Source organism: Xanthobacter tagetidis (assembly GCF_003667445.1).
Lineage (GTDB): Bacteria > Pseudomonadota > Alphaproteobacteria > Rhizobiales > Xanthobacteraceae > Xanthobacter > Xanthobacter tagetidis.
In genome coordinates this window covers 101,074-116,462 of record NZ_RCTF01000017.1, presented here as the reverse complement: position 1 = coordinate 116,462, position 15,389 = coordinate 101,074, and the positions used below count along the sequence as shown (strand labels likewise).

General features: G+C 68.6%; 15 protein-coding genes. 14 read left to right on the top strand and 1 reads right to left on the bottom strand.

Going from position 1 to position 15,389, the window contains the following annotated elements:
- The first annotated feature begins 198 nt into the window (after positions 1-198).
- The 14 genes from D9R14_RS18095 (at position 199) to D9R14_RS18030 (ending at position 14,671) form a co-directional block, all read left to right on the top strand.
- Positions 199-1,410, top strand: a complete 1,212-nt coding sequence (locus tag D9R14_RS18095; protein ID WP_121624749.1) for an amino acid ABC transporter substrate-binding protein — start codon at positions 199-201, stop codon at positions 1,408-1,410.
- Positions 1,407-2,378, top strand: a complete 972-nt coding sequence (locus D9R14_RS18090; RefSeq protein WP_121624748.1) for an amidohydrolase family protein — start codon at positions 1,407-1,409, stop codon at positions 2,376-2,378. The genes D9R14_RS18095 and D9R14_RS18090 overlap by 4 nt, the downstream gene beginning before the upstream one ends.
- 38 nt (positions 2,379-2,416) lie before the next feature.
- Positions 2,417-2,920, top strand: coding sequence for a peptide deformylase (locus tag D9R14_RS18085; protein WP_121624747.1), 504 nt, complete (start codon positions 2,417-2,419; stop codon positions 2,918-2,920).
- A 394-nt stretch (positions 2,921-3,314) separates the two neighbouring features.
- Positions 3,315-4,298: a Bug family tripartite tricarboxylate transporter substrate binding protein gene (locus D9R14_RS18080; RefSeq protein WP_121624746.1), complete on the top strand. Its 984-nt coding sequence runs from the start codon at positions 3,315-3,317 to the stop codon at positions 4,296-4,298.
- A gap of 62 nt (positions 4,299-4,360) precedes the next feature.
- Positions 4,361-5,068 (top strand): SDR family oxidoreductase, encoded by a 708-nt coding sequence (locus D9R14_RS18075; RefSeq protein ID WP_121624745.1) that lies wholly within the window; start codon positions 4,361-4,363, stop codon positions 5,066-5,068.
- A 57-nt stretch (positions 5,069-5,125) separates the two neighbouring features.
- The gene (locus D9R14_RS18070; RefSeq protein WP_147453060.1) at positions 5,126-6,295 is read left to right on the top strand and encodes an acyl-CoA dehydrogenase family protein; all 1,170 of its coding nucleotides are present in this window, start codon (positions 5,126-5,128) and stop codon (positions 6,293-6,295) included.
- Between the two features lie 55 nt (positions 6,296-6,350).
- Entirely contained in the window at positions 6,351-7,523 is a 1,173-nt protein-coding gene (locus D9R14_RS18065) for a mandelate racemase/muconate lactonizing enzyme family protein (protein WP_121624743.1), read from the top strand.
- Between the two features lie 135 nt (positions 7,524-7,658).
- Positions 7,659-8,636 carry a Bug family tripartite tricarboxylate transporter substrate binding protein gene (locus tag D9R14_RS18060; RefSeq protein ID WP_121624742.1) on the top strand — a complete coding sequence of 326 codons (978 nt, stop codon included), beginning with the start codon at positions 7,659-7,661 and terminating at the stop codon, positions 8,634-8,636.
- 17 nt (positions 8,637-8,653) lie between these two features.
- Positions 8,654-10,072, top strand: coding sequence for an MmgE/PrpD family protein (locus D9R14_RS18055; RefSeq protein WP_170168668.1), 1,419 nt, complete (start codon positions 8,654-8,656; stop codon positions 10,070-10,072).
- 116 nt (positions 10,073-10,188) lie between these two features.
- Positions 10,189-10,980: an SDR family NAD(P)-dependent oxidoreductase gene (locus D9R14_RS18050; protein WP_147453059.1), complete on the top strand. Its 792-nt coding sequence runs from the start codon at positions 10,189-10,191 to the stop codon at positions 10,978-10,980.
- A gap of 9 nt (positions 10,981-10,989) precedes the next feature.
- A complete protein-coding gene (locus tag D9R14_RS18045) occupies positions 10,990-11,769 on the top strand; it encodes an enoyl-CoA hydratase/isomerase family protein (RefSeq protein WP_121624739.1) in 780 nt (259 codons plus the stop codon).
- A 29-nt stretch (positions 11,770-11,798) separates the two neighbouring features.
- Positions 11,799-12,623, top strand: coding sequence for an enoyl-CoA hydratase-related protein (locus tag D9R14_RS18040; protein WP_121624738.1), 825 nt, complete (start codon positions 11,799-11,801; stop codon positions 12,621-12,623).
- A gap of 183 nt (positions 12,624-12,806) precedes the next feature.
- Entirely contained in the window at positions 12,807-13,715 is a 909-nt protein-coding gene (locus tag D9R14_RS18035) for an EamA family transporter (RefSeq protein ID WP_342634797.1), read from the top strand.
- Between the two features lie 113 nt (positions 13,716-13,828).
- On the top strand, positions 13,829-14,671 hold the full coding sequence (locus D9R14_RS18030) for an IclR family transcriptional regulator (protein WP_121624737.1): 843 nt from the start codon (positions 13,829-13,831) through the stop codon (positions 14,669-14,671).
- A 113-nt stretch (positions 14,672-14,784) separates the two neighbouring features.
- Here D9R14_RS18030 and D9R14_RS18025 read toward each other — a convergent pair whose 3' ends face one another.
- Complete coding sequence (locus D9R14_RS18025; RefSeq protein ID WP_121624736.1) at positions 14,785-15,387, bottom strand: cysteine dioxygenase family protein; 603 nt, start codon at positions 15,385-15,387, stop codon at positions 14,785-14,787.
- Positions 15,388-15,389 lie beyond the last annotated feature (2 nt).

The window sequence follows — 15,389 nt, the reverse complement described above, 5'->3', positions numbered from 1 at the left end:
AGACCGGCTACTCGAGCTGGGAAGGCATGCGCACCAAGGGCGCGGCCACCCACACCATCGTCCGCGGCACCGTCGTCGCAAAGGACGGCAAGCTGCGCACCGCCCCCGGCTTCGGACAGTTCGTGCCGGGGACCGCGGCGGCCGTGTGACCTCCAAAAAAGACCCCCCACCTTCCAGGACAACACCGAGGAGCGTGTCATGCACAGGAGACATCTGGTGAAGGGCTGGGCGGCCCTCGGCCTTGCCGCCCTTCTCGCGGCCGGCCCCGCCGCCGCGCAGGACAAGATCAAGATCGGCGCCGCCGTCAGCCTTACCGGCAATTTCGCCCGCGAGGGCCATCTGCTGAAGAACGGCTACGCCTATTGGGAAAAGCTGGTGAACGATACCGGCGGCATCAAGGTCGGCGACAAGAAGATGCCGGTCGAGGTGATCTATTACGACGACGAGAGCAAGCCGCAGACCTCGGCGCGCCTGACCGAGAAGCTGATCACCGAGGACGGCGTGAGCTTCATCCTCGGCCCCTACTCCTCGGGCATCGCCACGGCGACGGCGGCGATCAGCGAGAAGTACAAGGTCATCACCATGACCCCCATGGCGACCGCCGACAGCCTCTACCAGCGCGGCTACAAATACATCTTCTGCCCGGCGCCGCTGGCCTCCACCACCCTCGACCCGATGCTGTCGCTGCTGAAGACGGTGAAGGACCCGCCCAAGACCATCGCCATCGCCGGCCCCGATGATCTGTTCCCCAACGTGTTCGCCGGCGCGGCGCTGAAGAAGGCCGAGGCCGAGGGGCTCAAGGTGGTCTACACGACCAAGTATCCCAAGGGCTCCGCCGACCTGTCGAGCGTCGCCACCGCGGTGAAGGAGAGCAATCCCGACGTGCTCATCCTCACCGGCTACGTGCAGGATTCGATCCTGCTCATCAAGACGCTGCAGACGCTGAAGGTGAACCCGAAGCTGATCGGCTTCGCCTTCGCGGTCGGCATCCCCGACTTCCTCAATGCGCTCGGCCCGGCGGCGGAGGACCTGTTCGGCGTGCAGATCTGGGACCCCGTGCTCACCTATAAGGGCCCCGTGGTCGCCGACAGCGCCACCTATGTGGAGACCTTCAAGAAGCAGTTCGGCGGCGAGACCCCCACCTACATCACCGCCGCCGGCACGGCGGGCGCACTGGTGCTCCAGCTCGCCATCGAGAAGGCCGGCAGCGTCGATCCGGTGAAGGTCCGGGAGGCGATGCTGAAGCTCGACACCGACACCTTCTTCGGCCCGGTCAAGTTCAACGACGCCGGGGTCGACGAGAAGGCCTCCGCCGTGGTGGCGCAGGTGCAGGGCGGCAAGGCCGTGCCGGTCTTCCCCCAGGCGGTCGCGGCTGCGCCGGTCGTCTATCCCCGCAAGCCGTTCCCGTGATCGTCGACGTTCACGCCCATGCCCTCTCGCGCGATTTCCTGAGCGAACTCGCGCGGGAGGGCGCCTTCGGCATCGAGACCTGTCCCGAGGGCTTCCGCTTCGCGGGCTACGGCCCGCTCGACCCGCTCCTGTTCGACATGGCGGGCCGGCTCGGAAGCCTCGAACGGCGCAATATCGGCCTGCAGCTTATTTCGCCGCCGCCCCGCGTGGTCTCCCATGCCGGCTGGGCGGCGGACGTCGCCTTCGCCCGCCGCCTCAATGCCCAGACACTCGCGGCGGCAAACGAAGGCGGCGGCCGGCTCGGCGGCCTCGCGGTTCCCCCGATCGCCAGCCCCGAGAAGTGCGCGGACGAGATCCGCCGTGCATACGACGAGGGCCATGTGGGCGTGGCGCTGCCCACCTCGGCGGCCGGCCGGCCGCTGGACGATCCGGCGTTCGACCCCCTCTGGGCGGAATGCGCGCGCCTGGGCTCGATCGTCTTCATGCATCCCACCACCGGCGTCGAGCGGGAGGCGTTCGGCAGCTACACCATGCTGCAGCTGGTGGGCTGGCCGTCCGAAACCGCGTTATGCGTCGCCCGGCTGATCTTCGCCGGCGTGTTCGAGCGCCATCCGGACCTGAAATTGGTGCTGGCCCATGGCGGCGGCACGCTGCCCATGCTCGCCGGCCGACTCGACCTCGCATACGAGGCGCCGCGCTACGAGGCCAACCCCGCCTGCCGCGCACATATCACGCGCCCGCCCAGCAGCTACCTACGGGACATCTTCTACGATACCGTGGTGGCGCACCCTGACGTGCTCGACTTTCTCCTGAAGCTGGTCGGGCCCGGCCGCGTGGTGTTCGGCACCGACTTTCCGTTCGAGATCGGCGACGCGGAGGGCGCCAAGGCGCTCGATGCGCTGGCGCGCCAGCCCGAAGCGGTGCAGGACGCGGTGATGACCAACGGGGCGCGCCTGCTGCGCGGCTGAGCCCCGCCGCCGGGGCGCGGTCCAGGCGGGGAGGAGCAATGGCGGCGCTCGAGATCATCCGGTTTCCCGATGCGCGCCTGCGCGAACCGGCGGCCCTCGTCATGGCCTTCGACGCGGCGCTGGCGCGCCTTGCGGCGGACCTCATCGACACCCTGCGCGCGGCACCCGGCATCGGCATCACGGCGCCGCATGTGGGGATCCTGCGCCGTGTGGTGGTGCTGGAACTGCCCGGCGACGCCGCGCCCCGGACCTACGTCAATCCGCGGATCGTGGAGGCGTCGCCGGACAGGATCCGGCACGCCGAGGGAAGCGTGTCCATGCCCGGCATCACCGAGGAGGTCGAGCGCCACGCGCGGGTAACGGTGGCCTACCAGGACCTCGACGGCGTGGAGCAGACGGAAGCGGCGGAGGGACTGCGGGCCGTGTGTCACCAGCACGAGATCGACCAGCTCGACGGCATTTTCTGGCTTCAGCGCCTGTCGCGCCTGAAGCGCGAGCGCGCCACGCGGCGGTTCGAGAAGGCCCAGCGCTATCCCCGTTAGCGCGCGATCCGATCAAGTTGAATCCATTTGATCGGTGAACCGCCCTCTAAACTATTGGCAGAGCACGCGCCGGCGTCGTGCCGCTCCGGGTCCGTGAGCGGCATCCCCGGTCGTCAACCGATGCGCCGCCCCCGGCCCTCTGTCCGGTCCGCCGCTGGCGTGCGGGCCGATCGGGAGGGCCTTCCCCTCCTTCGGCTATGGGGCATCGCACCGACGCGATCGAGGTCCGGCTGAGCGGAGCCAGCCCGAGCGCATCGACCGCCCGAGCCGGGCGCAATTGACACGCCGACACCGATCTGCCAGCTTTACAGAACAGCGTTTCAAATAATGCAATGCGCCGCCCGATCGGTCACAGACGAGCCCAAAAGAATGCTCGCGGCGCGGGAGGGAAAACATGCTCAGGATCTCGCGGGCAGCCGTCGCGCTCGCCTTGGCGGCGCTTTGCGCCACGGGCGTTGTGGCACAAGGTCGTGCCGATGATTTTCCCACCAAGCCGATCCGCTGGATCGTCCCCTTCTCCCCCGGCGGGGCGACCGACATCGTCGCCCGCGTGGTCGGGCAGAAGATGCAGGAGGCGTGGGGCCAGCCGGTTGTCGTCGAAAACAAGCCCGGCGCGGGCGGCACGCTCGCCACAGAGCTGATCGCCCGTGCCGCGCCGGACGGCTACACGATCGGCGGCATCTCGCTGAACTTCACCATGTACCCGTTCCTCTATCCGAGCTTCCCTTTCAACATCCAGAAAGACTTCACCCCCATCACGCTGGTGGCCCGCATCCCGTCGATCCTGGTGGTCACGCCGGCCATGCCGGTGAATTCGGTGGAGGACCTGATCCGCGCGGCGAAGGCGAGCCCCGGCAAGATCGGCTTTGCCTCCGGCGGCGGCGTCGGCACCGGCGGGCACGTGGCCGGCGAGCTGTTCAAGAAAATGACCGGGGTCGAGATGACCCATATCCCCTACAAGGGCGGCGGACCGGCCACCGCCGACCTGATCGGCGGCCACGTCCAGACCTCGTTCGCCACCACCACCTCCATCGTCGAGGCGATCCGCGCCAACAAGGTGCGGCCCATCGCCGTGACCTCGGCGACCCGCTTCCCGCTGTTCCCGGACCTGCCCACGGTGGCGGAATCCGGCGTGCCCGGATTCGTGACCGAGGAGATGCAAGGCATCATCGGGCCGGCCGGCATGCCCAAGCCGATCGTCGACAAGCTGAACCGCGAGATCGTGCGCATCCTCAACCTGCCCGAGGTGAGGGACCGCCTGGTCAATCTCGGCGCCACGCCGGTGGCGGGCACACCGGCGGAGTTCGCGGACTATCTGCGCACCGAGAGCGCCAAGTGGGCCGAGGTGTTCAAGGGCTCGGGCATTACCGCCGAGTGAGCCGGAACCGCCCCGCCGCCCGGCGGGGCCCTTCATTTTTGTTGCAGGGCGGCGAGCGGGAGATGTCCCTAACCGGCAAGAAGATCCTGGTGGTCGGCGGCAGCTCGGGCATGGGCCTTGCCACGGCGCTGATGGCGCAGAAGGCGGGCGCCGAGGTGGTGCTGTCGTCGCGGTCCGAGGCGCGCCTTGCCGCCGCCCGCGCCCGCTTTCCCGCGCCCGTGGAGACGCTTGCCGCCGACGCGGCCGACGAGGATCAGGTGCGCGCGCTGTTCGCGCGCGCCGGCCCGCTCGACCATGTCGTCGTCACCGCCGCCGTGGTCAACCGCAAGCCCCTCGCCGAGATCACGCTGAAGGAGGCGCACCAGGCGTTCGAGACCAAGTTCTGGTCGCAGTTCAACGTGGCGCGCCTGGGGGCGCCATTCATTCGTCCCGGCGGCAGCATCACCCTGTTCTCCGGCATCTCCAGCCAGCGCGGCTTCGCGAGCCTGGTAGTGGCGAGCGCGATCAACGGGGCGGTCGACGCCCTGTGCCGCTCGCTCGCCATGGCGCTCGCCCCGGTGCGGGTGAATGCGGTCAGCCCCGGCTTCGTGGACACCGACGGCCACCGCGACGCGGCGCGCGAGAAGGTGCTGGCGGAGGTCGCCGCGAAGCTTCCATTGCACCGGGTTGGCGCGCCGGATGACCTCGCCCGCGCCGTGCTGTTCCTGATGGAGAGCCCCTATGCGACCGGCTCGGTGGTGGTGGTGGACGGCGGACACCTGGCGGGGTGACGGCAAGAGGAAACGTCGCAACATCATTCAGAACGGAAACCGGAAGGGAGCGAGGACGTGGATTTCGCATTGACGGACGATCAGGAGCGGATGCGGGACGGGATTGCGCGGCTGGTGGAGCGCGAGGTGCGGCCGGTGCTGGCCGCCAACCCGCGCGACCGCGCCTTGCCCAAGGCCGAGATGGTCAAGCTGTTCGAGCGCATCGCCGAGTATGGCCTCCTGTGTCCGCGCCTGCCCGAGGAGGCCGGCGGCCCCGGCATCTCCATGCTCGACTACGGCATCATGTTCGAGCAGATCCCGCCCACCGTCTCCATGTCCATGCTCTCGCAGGACAGCTGCATCACCCGCCTCAACGCCGAATGCACCGCCGAGCAGAAGGCGCGCTTCCTTCCCGACCTCGTCGCCGGCCACAAGCTCGCCTGCACCGGCTCCACCGAGCCGGACACCGGCTCCGATCCGCGCGGCATCAAGACCCGGCTTTCCCGCAAGGGCGACAAGGCGGTGCTGAACGGTCGCAAGATGTGGATCACCAATGTCAGTGCCTGCGACCTGATCCTCGTCACCTGCATCGACGAGGGGCGCAGCAAGGACGGGCGGCCGGTCATCATCAAGGTGGTGGTGGAGCGCGAGGCCTCGCCATTCGAGGCGCGCGAGATCGACGCCATCGGCCTCAACCAGGGCTATCTCGGCGAGGCGGTGTTCGACGATTGCGAGGTGCCGATCGAGAACATCGTCGAGAGCGACAGCGGCACCCGCGTCCTCAACCGCTCCTGGTATGTGAACCGCTGCATGGTCGGGCTCCAGGCGGTGCACCTCGCCGAGCGCGCGTATCTCGCCGCGCTCGACTATGCCCGCGTGCGCCGGCAGTTCGGCAAGCCCATCGCGGCGCACCAGCTGGTGCAGAAGAACTTCTCCGACATGGTCACCGCCATCACCGCGAGCCGCATGCTCTGCTACCGCGCGCTGTGGATGATGGATGCGGGCGAGGAGGCGGGCGGCGCCTCCGCCATGGCCAAGCGCTTCGCGCAGATGAACTGCACCGAGGCGGTCTGGCAGGCCATGAACGTGCTCGGCGCCATGGGCCTCTCGCGCGAGGCGGGGCTCGAGGAGATGTACCGCGACATCCGCATGCTGCCGATTCCGGACGGCACCAACGAGATCCTGGCGCTGATCCACGGCCGCGAAATCACCGGCTTCGAGGCCTTCCGCGGCGCGGCGGGCGGCTGACGGACGGCGGCGGAGCGGAGGACCATCCGAGACGAAGAAAACGGAGGACACGTCCATGTTGGCAGAACACAAGCCGACCCCGGCCGCCCCGCCCGACGTGCGGGCGGGCGTGCGCATCACCAGGGTCGAGATCATCGCCGCCCACATCCCGTTCGCGATCGAATTCAAGATCGCGACCGGGGGCATCCGCCCCGGCGTGGACGTGATCCTGGTGCGCCTCCACACCGATGCCGGCGTCACCGGCATCGGCGAGACGCCGGCCTGGCGGCGCCAGGGGAGCAACGACACGGTGGCGTCGATCACCACGCTGATCCGCGACCACTTCACCCCGCTGGTGGTGGGGCGCTCGCCGTTCGACATCGGCGCCATCCTGGCGGACATGGACGACGCGATCTGGCATTCCAACTACGCCCAGGCCGGCATCGCCGACGCGCTGATGGACCTGCAGGGCAAGCTGCTCGGCGTACCCGTCTACCAGCTGCTCGGCGGCAAGTGCCGAGACGGCGTCGGCGCCTGCGCGGTGATCGGCATCAAGGCCGACTTCAAGCGCATGCTGGATGACGCGCAGAACTTCTACGACAAGGGCTTCCGCAGCTTCACCGTCAAGATCGGCAACGATGCGGTCAAGGACGTGAAGGCGGTGGAGGCGATCCGCGCACATCTGCCGGACGACGCGCTGATCCGCGTTGACGCCAATGCCGGCATGGATTTCGACACCGCCGTGTCGGTGCTGAAGCGCCTGGAGCCGCTCGGCATCGACGCCGCGGAGCAGATGGTCCAGCCCTGGGATATCGCCGGCATGGCGGAGCTTGCCCGCAAGACGCCGATCCCGCTCATGGCCGACGAATGCATCGCCACCGACCATGACCTGCTCGACGTGATCCAGCGCCGGGCGGCGACCGTGATGCAGACCAAGAGCCCCAAGAACGGCGGCATCTGGCGCTGCCGGCAGCTCTGGACCATCGCCCGCGCCGCCGGGATGCGCATCTATCCCGGCAACCACCCGGGCACCAGCATCGTCGCCACCGCCGTGGCGCACCTCGCCACCGCCTGGCCGGGGCCGCTGCTGGAAGGGCCGTTCGCCGTGGGCATCTGCGGGCTGATCGGCGCCGACGTGGTGACCGAGCCTGCGGTGATGGACGGCCGGTTCCTGCGGGTCTCCGACCGTCCGGGCTTCGGCCTGGAACTGGACGACGACCGCATCGAGGCGCTGCGCATCCCGTTCTGAGCGGGCGCGAGCCGCCGCCCCGAGGCGGCGGCGGCAGGGGCGCACGCGCTCCGGCAGTTCGATCGCCAAGGGATAAGCACGCCAATTATAAGAAACATTGTTCCACAATATGAAACAATAACGAGGGAGGAACACATGATCTCGAAACGACGCATCGGCCTCGCCTTAGCCGCCATGGTCGCCGCGGCGGCCTTCGCCCCGCTGCCGGCCGCCGCCGACACCTATCCCAGCCGCCCCATCAAGTACGTGGTTCCATTCCCGCCCGGCGGCGGCGTCGACACGCTGGCGCGCATCATCGCCGAGAAGCTCTCCGCGCGGCTCGGCCAGCAGGTGATCGTCGACAACCGTTCCGGTGCCGGCGGGCTCACCGGCACGCGCTCCGGCGCCAAGTCCGCGCCGGACGGCTACACGCTGGTCGCCGCCTCGTTCAACTATCTCACCCTGCCGGTGCTGTTCCCCGACATCGACTTCGACATCGTCAAGGACCTCGCGCCGGTGATCCTGGTGGCGAAGTTCCCGTGCGTTCTCGTGGTCTATCCCGACGTGCCGGCGAAGACGGTGATGGAGATGAAGGCGCTGGCCGCAACGCCTGCGAGCCTCAAGTTCGGCTCGTCGAGCACCGGCGGCGGCGGGCACATCGCCGGCGAGCTGTTCAACCAGATGGCCGGCGTGAAGATGACCCACGTGCCCTATCGCGGCGCGGCGCCCATGAATGTCGACCTGATCGCCGGGCGGATCGATCTCGCCTTCGCGCATATCACCTCGATCCTGGAGCTGATCCGCGGCGGCCGGGTACGCCCGCTCGCCATCACCTCCGACCAGCGCTCGCCGCTGCTGCCGGACGTGCCCACCATGACGGAGGCCGGGTTCCCGAACTTCGAGGCGGGAGAGCTGAACGGCATCCTGGTTCCCGCCGGCACACCGCCCGAGATCATCGCGCGGCTCAACAAGGAGATCGTCGCGATCCTCCAGCTGCCGGACGTGAAGGAGAAGCTCGCGGCGCAGGGCGCGCAGATCGTCGCCAGCACGCCGGCGGAATTCGCGACCTTCATCGTCACGGAATCCGAGCGCTGGAGCAAGGTCGCCAAGGCGGCCGGCATCAAGAGCGAATGAACGCGCGGGAGAACGCAATGGCACACGCACAGGCCCACATCACGCGCGGGGCGGCCGAGGCCGCGGACAGGACGGCGGCGCTGGCCGACGTCCTCGCGGTCCTCGACCCCGCCGCGCTTCCGCGCGCCACCTTCGAGCGCACCATGGATCTTGTCGTCGATCATCTCGGCGTCGCGCTCCACGGGCTCGATCTGCCGTGGTCGCGCATCATCGCCGAGTTCGGCACCGAGGAGGGCGGTCGCCCGGACGCGACGGTCTATGGCCGCGGCCGGCTGCCGGCGCGCACCGCCGCGCTCGTCAACGGAACCATGGCGCACGGCATCGAGCTCGACGACACGCACGACCAGTCCTGCTCCCATCCCGGCGCGGTGGTGATCCCGGCCGCGCTCGCGGTGGCGGAGATGACCGGCGCCTCGGGGCGCGACCTGATCGCGGCCATCGTCGCCGGCTACGAGGCGCAGACCCGCGCCGGCGCGGCGCTCACCGGCGATCTGATGAGCCGCGGCTTCCACCCGACCGCGCTCTCGGGCGTGTTCGGCGCCGCCACCGCGGCGGGGCGGCTGCTCGGCCTCACCTCGGCTCAGCTCCAGTCTGCCTGGGGGCTCGGCGTCTCCATGGCCTCGGGGGTGATGCAGTTCACCCAGGACCCGCTCGGCACCATGGTGAAGCGCCTGCATGCGGGCATCCCGGCCCACAACGGCGTGCTCGCCGCCATGCTCGCCGGGCGCGGCTTCCGGGGTCCGCGCGGCGCGCTCGACGGACAGGCGGGCTTCGTGCACGTCTTCAGCCCGCACCCCGAGGACTGGCGGCTGACGCAGCACCTCGGCACGGAGTTCGCGGTCGACCGCATCAGCATCAAGTTCTACGCCTGCTGCCGCATGTTCCACGCATTGGTGGACGCGATCCGCGAGAGCCGGGACGAGGCCGGCTGGAGCGCCGACGACGTCATCGACATGACCACCGCCGGCCCGCGCATCATGTCCGACGGGCACATGGAGTATCGTCCGCGCTCGGTGATGTCGGCGCAATATTCCCTGCCCTACACTGTCTCCGCCGCCGTGATGCTCGATCCCCGCGACCCGCGCTCGTTCAACGCCGAGACCATGGCCCGCGCCGACGTGCTCGCGCTCGCCGACCGGGTGTCGGCCGGCGTGAGCGCGGAACTGGAGACCTACTTCCCCGCCAAGTATCCGGGCGGCTTCACGGCGCGGCTCAAGGACGGGCGGACGATCGAGAAGACCCTGCTGGATTCGTTCGGCACGCCGGAGAAGCCTGTGGATCGCGCCGGCATCACCGGAAAGTTCCGTGCGCTGACGGATGGCATCGTGCAGCCGGCGCGGGCCGACGCCATTCTCGATGCGACGTTCGCGCTCGGCACGGCGGCGGATGTCCGAGGGCTTTGCGCCTTGCTGGGGGAAGGAGTCGCCCAGCGGTGATCGGGGCATCCGCGGCGGCGGGCGGCGCGCCCGCGCCGTGTTGACAGCCCGGGGAGCTGTGTTAATCGTCTAATATACGAAACAATGTTATAAATTGTGAAATAGGGAGGTTGAGGGTGGATACTGGGCTTGAAGGCCGCGTGGTGATGATCACCGGCAGCGGCGGCGGCATCGGCCGGACCATGGCGCTGGGCTTCGCGCGCGAGGGCGCGCAGATTGCCGTGAACGACGTCTCCGAAAAGGGCATCGCAGAGACCATCGACATGATCCGCGCGGCCGGCGGCAAGGCGGTTCCGGCCCGCTGCGACATTACCGATCTTTCGGCGGTGCAGGAAACGGTGAGGAAGGTGGAGGGCGAACTCGGCCGCATCGACGCGCTGGTCAACAACGCCGCCCTCATCGTCGCCCACGAGCTGTTCGTCGAGACCCGGCCCGAGGATTGCGACAAGGAGATCAAGGTCGTCCTCTACGGCACCCTGAACTGCACCCGGGCGGTGCTCGCGGGGATGATCGAGCGGCGCTTCGGCAAGATCATCAACATCGTCACCGACGCCGCCCGCGTGGGCCAGGAGCGCCAGGCCAACTATTCCGCGGCCAAGGGCGGGGTGATCTCCTTCACCAAGTCGCTGGCGAAGGAGGTCGGCCCGCACAACATCAACGTCAACGCCGTCTCCCCCGGCGCCACCAACTCGCCCATCCGCATGGAGATGCTGCGCCAGCTCACCACCAAGATCGGCGAGGAGAAGGCCAAGGAGCGCGAGGAGAAGGTGCGCCGCATGTACCCGCTGCGCCGCATCGGCGAATCCGAGGACGTGGCCAATGCCGTCGTGTTCCTCGCCTCCGACCTCGCCCGCCACATCACCGGACAGATCGTCAGCGTGAATGGCGGCTTCGCCATGCCGGGCTGAGGACGACGCATGACCGACATCCTCACCATCGACCGGACACCTCCCACCGCCCTTGTCACGCTCAATCGGCCGGAGAAGCAGAACGCGCTGAGCATCGAGATGTTCGACGCGCTCGATGCCGCCTTCGACGCGCTCGACCGCGAGACGGACATCCGCGGCGTGGTGCTCACGGGCAATCCCAAGGTGTTCTCCACCGGCGGCGACCTGAAGCAGGCGCTGGAGATCAACACCATCCTCCAGACCAAGTTCTGGCTCGACCGGTTCGCGGCCACCAATGCCCGGATCGAGGGCCTGACCAAGCCGGTGGTGGCGGCCATCCACGGCTTCTGCCTCACGGGCGGGCTTGAGCTTGCCTTGTGCTGCGACATCCGCATCGCCGCCGCCAATGCGCAGTTCGGCGTCACGTCGAGCCGCATCGGCACGGTGGCGGGGGCGGGGGCGACGCAGCGCCTCGCCCGCCTCATCGGGCCGGAATGGACCAAGCACCTGCTGTTCAGCGGCGATTTCATCGACGCCGAGACGGCGCTGCGCATCGGCCTCGTGAGCGAGGTGGTGGAGCCGGACGCCGTGGTGCCCGCCGCGAAGGCGCGCATCGAGGCCTATGCCCGGCGCGCGCCGCTGAGCGTCTATTATGCGAAGCTCGCGGTGAACAACGGCCTGCAGATGGACCTGCAGTCGGCGCTCGCCTACGAGCGCCAGCTCACCACCGGGCTGTTCGCCACCGCCGACAAGAAGGAGGGCATGGCCGCCTTCCTCGAGAAGCGCACGCCGGAATTCAAGGGCGAGTAATGCCCGCAGGAAACGTACAGGAGCCGAGCATGAACCAGCACACCAAGGCGCCGTTCCAGGACATTCTCTATGAGAAGCGGGACGGCATCGCCACCGTCACCATCAACCGCCCGCAGACCTACAATTCCATCACCCAGTTCACCGCCGAGGAGATGATCGCGGCCCTGCGCGACGCGGCGGAGGACGACGAGATCGGCGTCATCGTGCTCACCGGCGCGGGCGAGAAGGCGTTCTGCTCCGGCGGCAACATGCAGGCCATCGCCGAGCGCACCTCCTCCCACAAGCGCAACCATCTGCGCGTCATGGCGCAGCTCGCCCTCATGCTGCGCACGGCGGCCAAGCCGACCATCGCCGCGGTGAACGGCTATGCCATCGGCCTCGGCCACGAGCTGCATGTCATGTGCGACATCACCATCGCGGCCGATCATGCCAAGTTCGGCCAGACCGGCCCGAAGATGGGCAGCGTGCCGGTGTGGGGCGCGACCACACTGCTGCACCGCGTGGTGGGCGAGAAGAAGGCGCGCGAAATCCTGTTCTTCTGCCGCCAGTACACCGCCCAGCAGGCGCTGGAGATGGGCCTCGTGAACCACGTGGTGCCCATGTCGGAGCTGCGCGCCACCACCGAAGAGTGGTGCCAGGAACTGCTGGACAAGAGCCCGCAGTCGCTGCGCATCGCCAAGCTCGCCTTCAATCAGGAATCCGACCAGAGCCTGTGGGCGGGCATGTTCGCTGGCGCCGAGCTGCTCTCGATGCACATCGACAGCGACGAGTTCATCGAGGGCCCCACCGCCTGGCTCGACAAGCGCAAGGCGAACTTCCGCGCCTTCCGCAAGCGCAAGGTCCGCGAGGGCTGAGCGCAACGGCGGGGTCGCCCTCGCCTGCTTGTCGAGAAGGGACCACGGCCGGCGTCCCCCGCGCCGGCCGTGCATTCCCACCCCAGACCACCGGCGGCGCTGACGCGGCCGGATGGGACGCGGTTCCCGGCGCAGCGCCTCCATGGCGGCGCGCTCACCGCCCGCCACCACAGGGCTCGCGCCGTGCTGATACATTCCGATTGGCTCTGGGTGATCTTCACCCTGGCGGCGGCGCTCGCGCAGACGCTGCGCAATGCGACGCAGCGCGGGCTGATCGCCGGTCTCGGCGCCACGGCCGCGGCCCATGTGCGCTTCCTGTTCGGCCTGCCGTTCGGCCTCGCCTTCCTCGCGGCGCTTCTCCTGCTGACCGGCCAGATGCCGCCGCGCCCCTCGCTCGTTGCGCTCGGCTGGATGCTGTCCGGCTCGCTGATGCAGATCCTCGGCACCGCGCTGATGCTCTCGGCCATGAGCGAGCGCTCGTTCGTGGTGACCATCGCCTACACCAAGACCGAGCCGGTGCAGGTTGCGCTGTTCGGCATCGTCATGCTCTCGGAAAAGCTGACGCTGCCGCTCATCGCCGCCATCCTCATCGCCACCTCGGGCGTGATGATCATGGGCTGGCCGGCGCGCCAGGTTCCGGGCATGGACCGCCACCGGCTGAAGCCGGCTCTGCTCGGCATGGCTTCGGGCGCCTTCTTCGCCATGGCCGCGATCAGCTTTCGCGGCGGCATCCTGGCGCTCCAGGCGGAGAACTACATCCTTGCGGCGATCACCACACTCGCCATCGGCCTTCTCATGCAGACCGCCATGCTCACCGCCTGGCTGGCGCTCAGGGATCGGCGGGCGCTGCGCGAGATCATCCAAGCCTGGCGCCCATCGCTGGGCGCCGGCTTCCTCGGCGCAGTCGCATCGGCCTTCTGGTATCTCGCGTTCGCGCTGGAGAGCGCCGCGCGGGTGCGCACCCTGGCGCTGGTCGAAATCCTGTTCGCCCAGATCGTCTCCCGCAACATGTTCCGACAGAAAACCAGCCCCCGGGACGCGATCGGCATCGTCCTGGTGGTGGTTGGCGTCGTCATCCTGCTGAATTCCTGACCGGCGCGGGTTGATTAACGAAACGGCGTTCCGCAAGCTGCGCTCGCGGTCCGCCTCTATGGAAGGCGACCGCACGCTATGGTAGGAGCTTCCGTCGAAAGGTTGGGGCCAAGATGGAAAAGACGGTCGTCAAGGCGTTCGAGCTGCTCGAAACCCTCGCGGGAATGGACAAGCCGACCGGAATCACCGCGCTCGCGCAGGAGCTCGGCCTCACCAAGAGCAACGTGTTCCGGCTGCTCAACACCATGGCGCGGCGCGGCTATGTCCGCCGCCACGAGGACGCGGGACAGTACGAGCTGACCCTCAAGGTCTGGCACCTCGGCATGATGGTGCTCTCGCGGCTCGACGTGAAGAAGGCCGCCGCGGCGCACATCGAGGACCTGATGCGGACCACCACCGAATCGGTCCATCTGTCGATCCTGGTGGGCGGCGAGGTCACCTATATCGAGAAGATCGAGAGCGAGCAGGCCGTGCGCGCCTATTCGCGGGTGGGCGACCGGCCGCCGGCCCACTGCGTCGCGACCGGCAAGGTGCTGCTCGCCTATCTGCCCGAGGAGGCGCTGGAGAAGCGCCTGGAGCAGGGCCTGGCGAAATACACCACGCGCACCATCACCAACGCCCGGGTGCTGCGCAAGGAGCTGGAGGCGATCCGCAAGCGCGGCTTCAGCGAAAATCGCGGCGAGTGGCGCGAGAGCGTATGCGGTGTCGCCGCGCCGATCCGCGACTGGAGCGGGCAGGTGGTGGCGGCCGTCGGCATTTCCGGCCCCGCCGAGCGGCTGAAGCCCGACACGCTCGAGCGCTTCGCACCCCCGGTGATCGCCTGCGCCGAGACCATCTCGCGCGAACTCGGCTACCTGCCGAGCGCCCCGGAACCCCTGCCATTGCCGGAGCCGAAGAAGCGCGCGCCGCGCAAGGCGCCGGCCGCCAAGGCGGCGACCAAAGCGGCGGCGAAATAGGTTTCGGAACGCAAAAGGGACCCCTCCCGGCCGCAGCCGCAGGTGCCCGGACTCCAGGTGCCGGCGCCGAAGATCGAGCGACCGGACGAGGGGGTCAGGTCAGGCGGCCAAGGTCAGGCGCCCCTTGCCTCGCGCGAGCGGTCCCACAGGTTGGGCGTCGTCGCATTCGCGTATCCGGACACGAAGCTCTTCACCTCGCCGGTGTCCGGCACGAAGACGTGCCGCTTCACCGCGCCGATATTGGCGCCGTAGACGTGGATCGAGATGGACGGCTTGTCCGGCACCGCGTTCGACACCTTGTGGATGTCGCCGACGATCGGGCTGACGGCGCAGATCTCGCCCGGCCGCAGGATTTCCTCGTCGGTCTTGGTGAGCTTGCCCGCCGCGTCGCGCTCGAAGCTCTCGCTGGTCTCGGCCCCGCGCAGCATGCCGACGAGCCCCCACACCGTATGGTCGTGGACCGGCGTCGACTGGCCCGGCCCCCACACGAAGCTGACCACGCTGATCCGCTCCAGCGGATCGCAGTGCAGGAGATACTGCTGGTAATACTGCGGATGCGGCCGGGTGTATTCCTCCGGAAGCCAGTCGTCGTGGCTGACGAGGTCCTGGAGCAGCGGGCGCATCTGATCGAGCACTGCGGCCTCGTCCTTCGTCGCGCCGACGATCTCGGTGGCGCGGACGATGAAATCCCTCAGGCGGCTGATATCGGTCGACATGG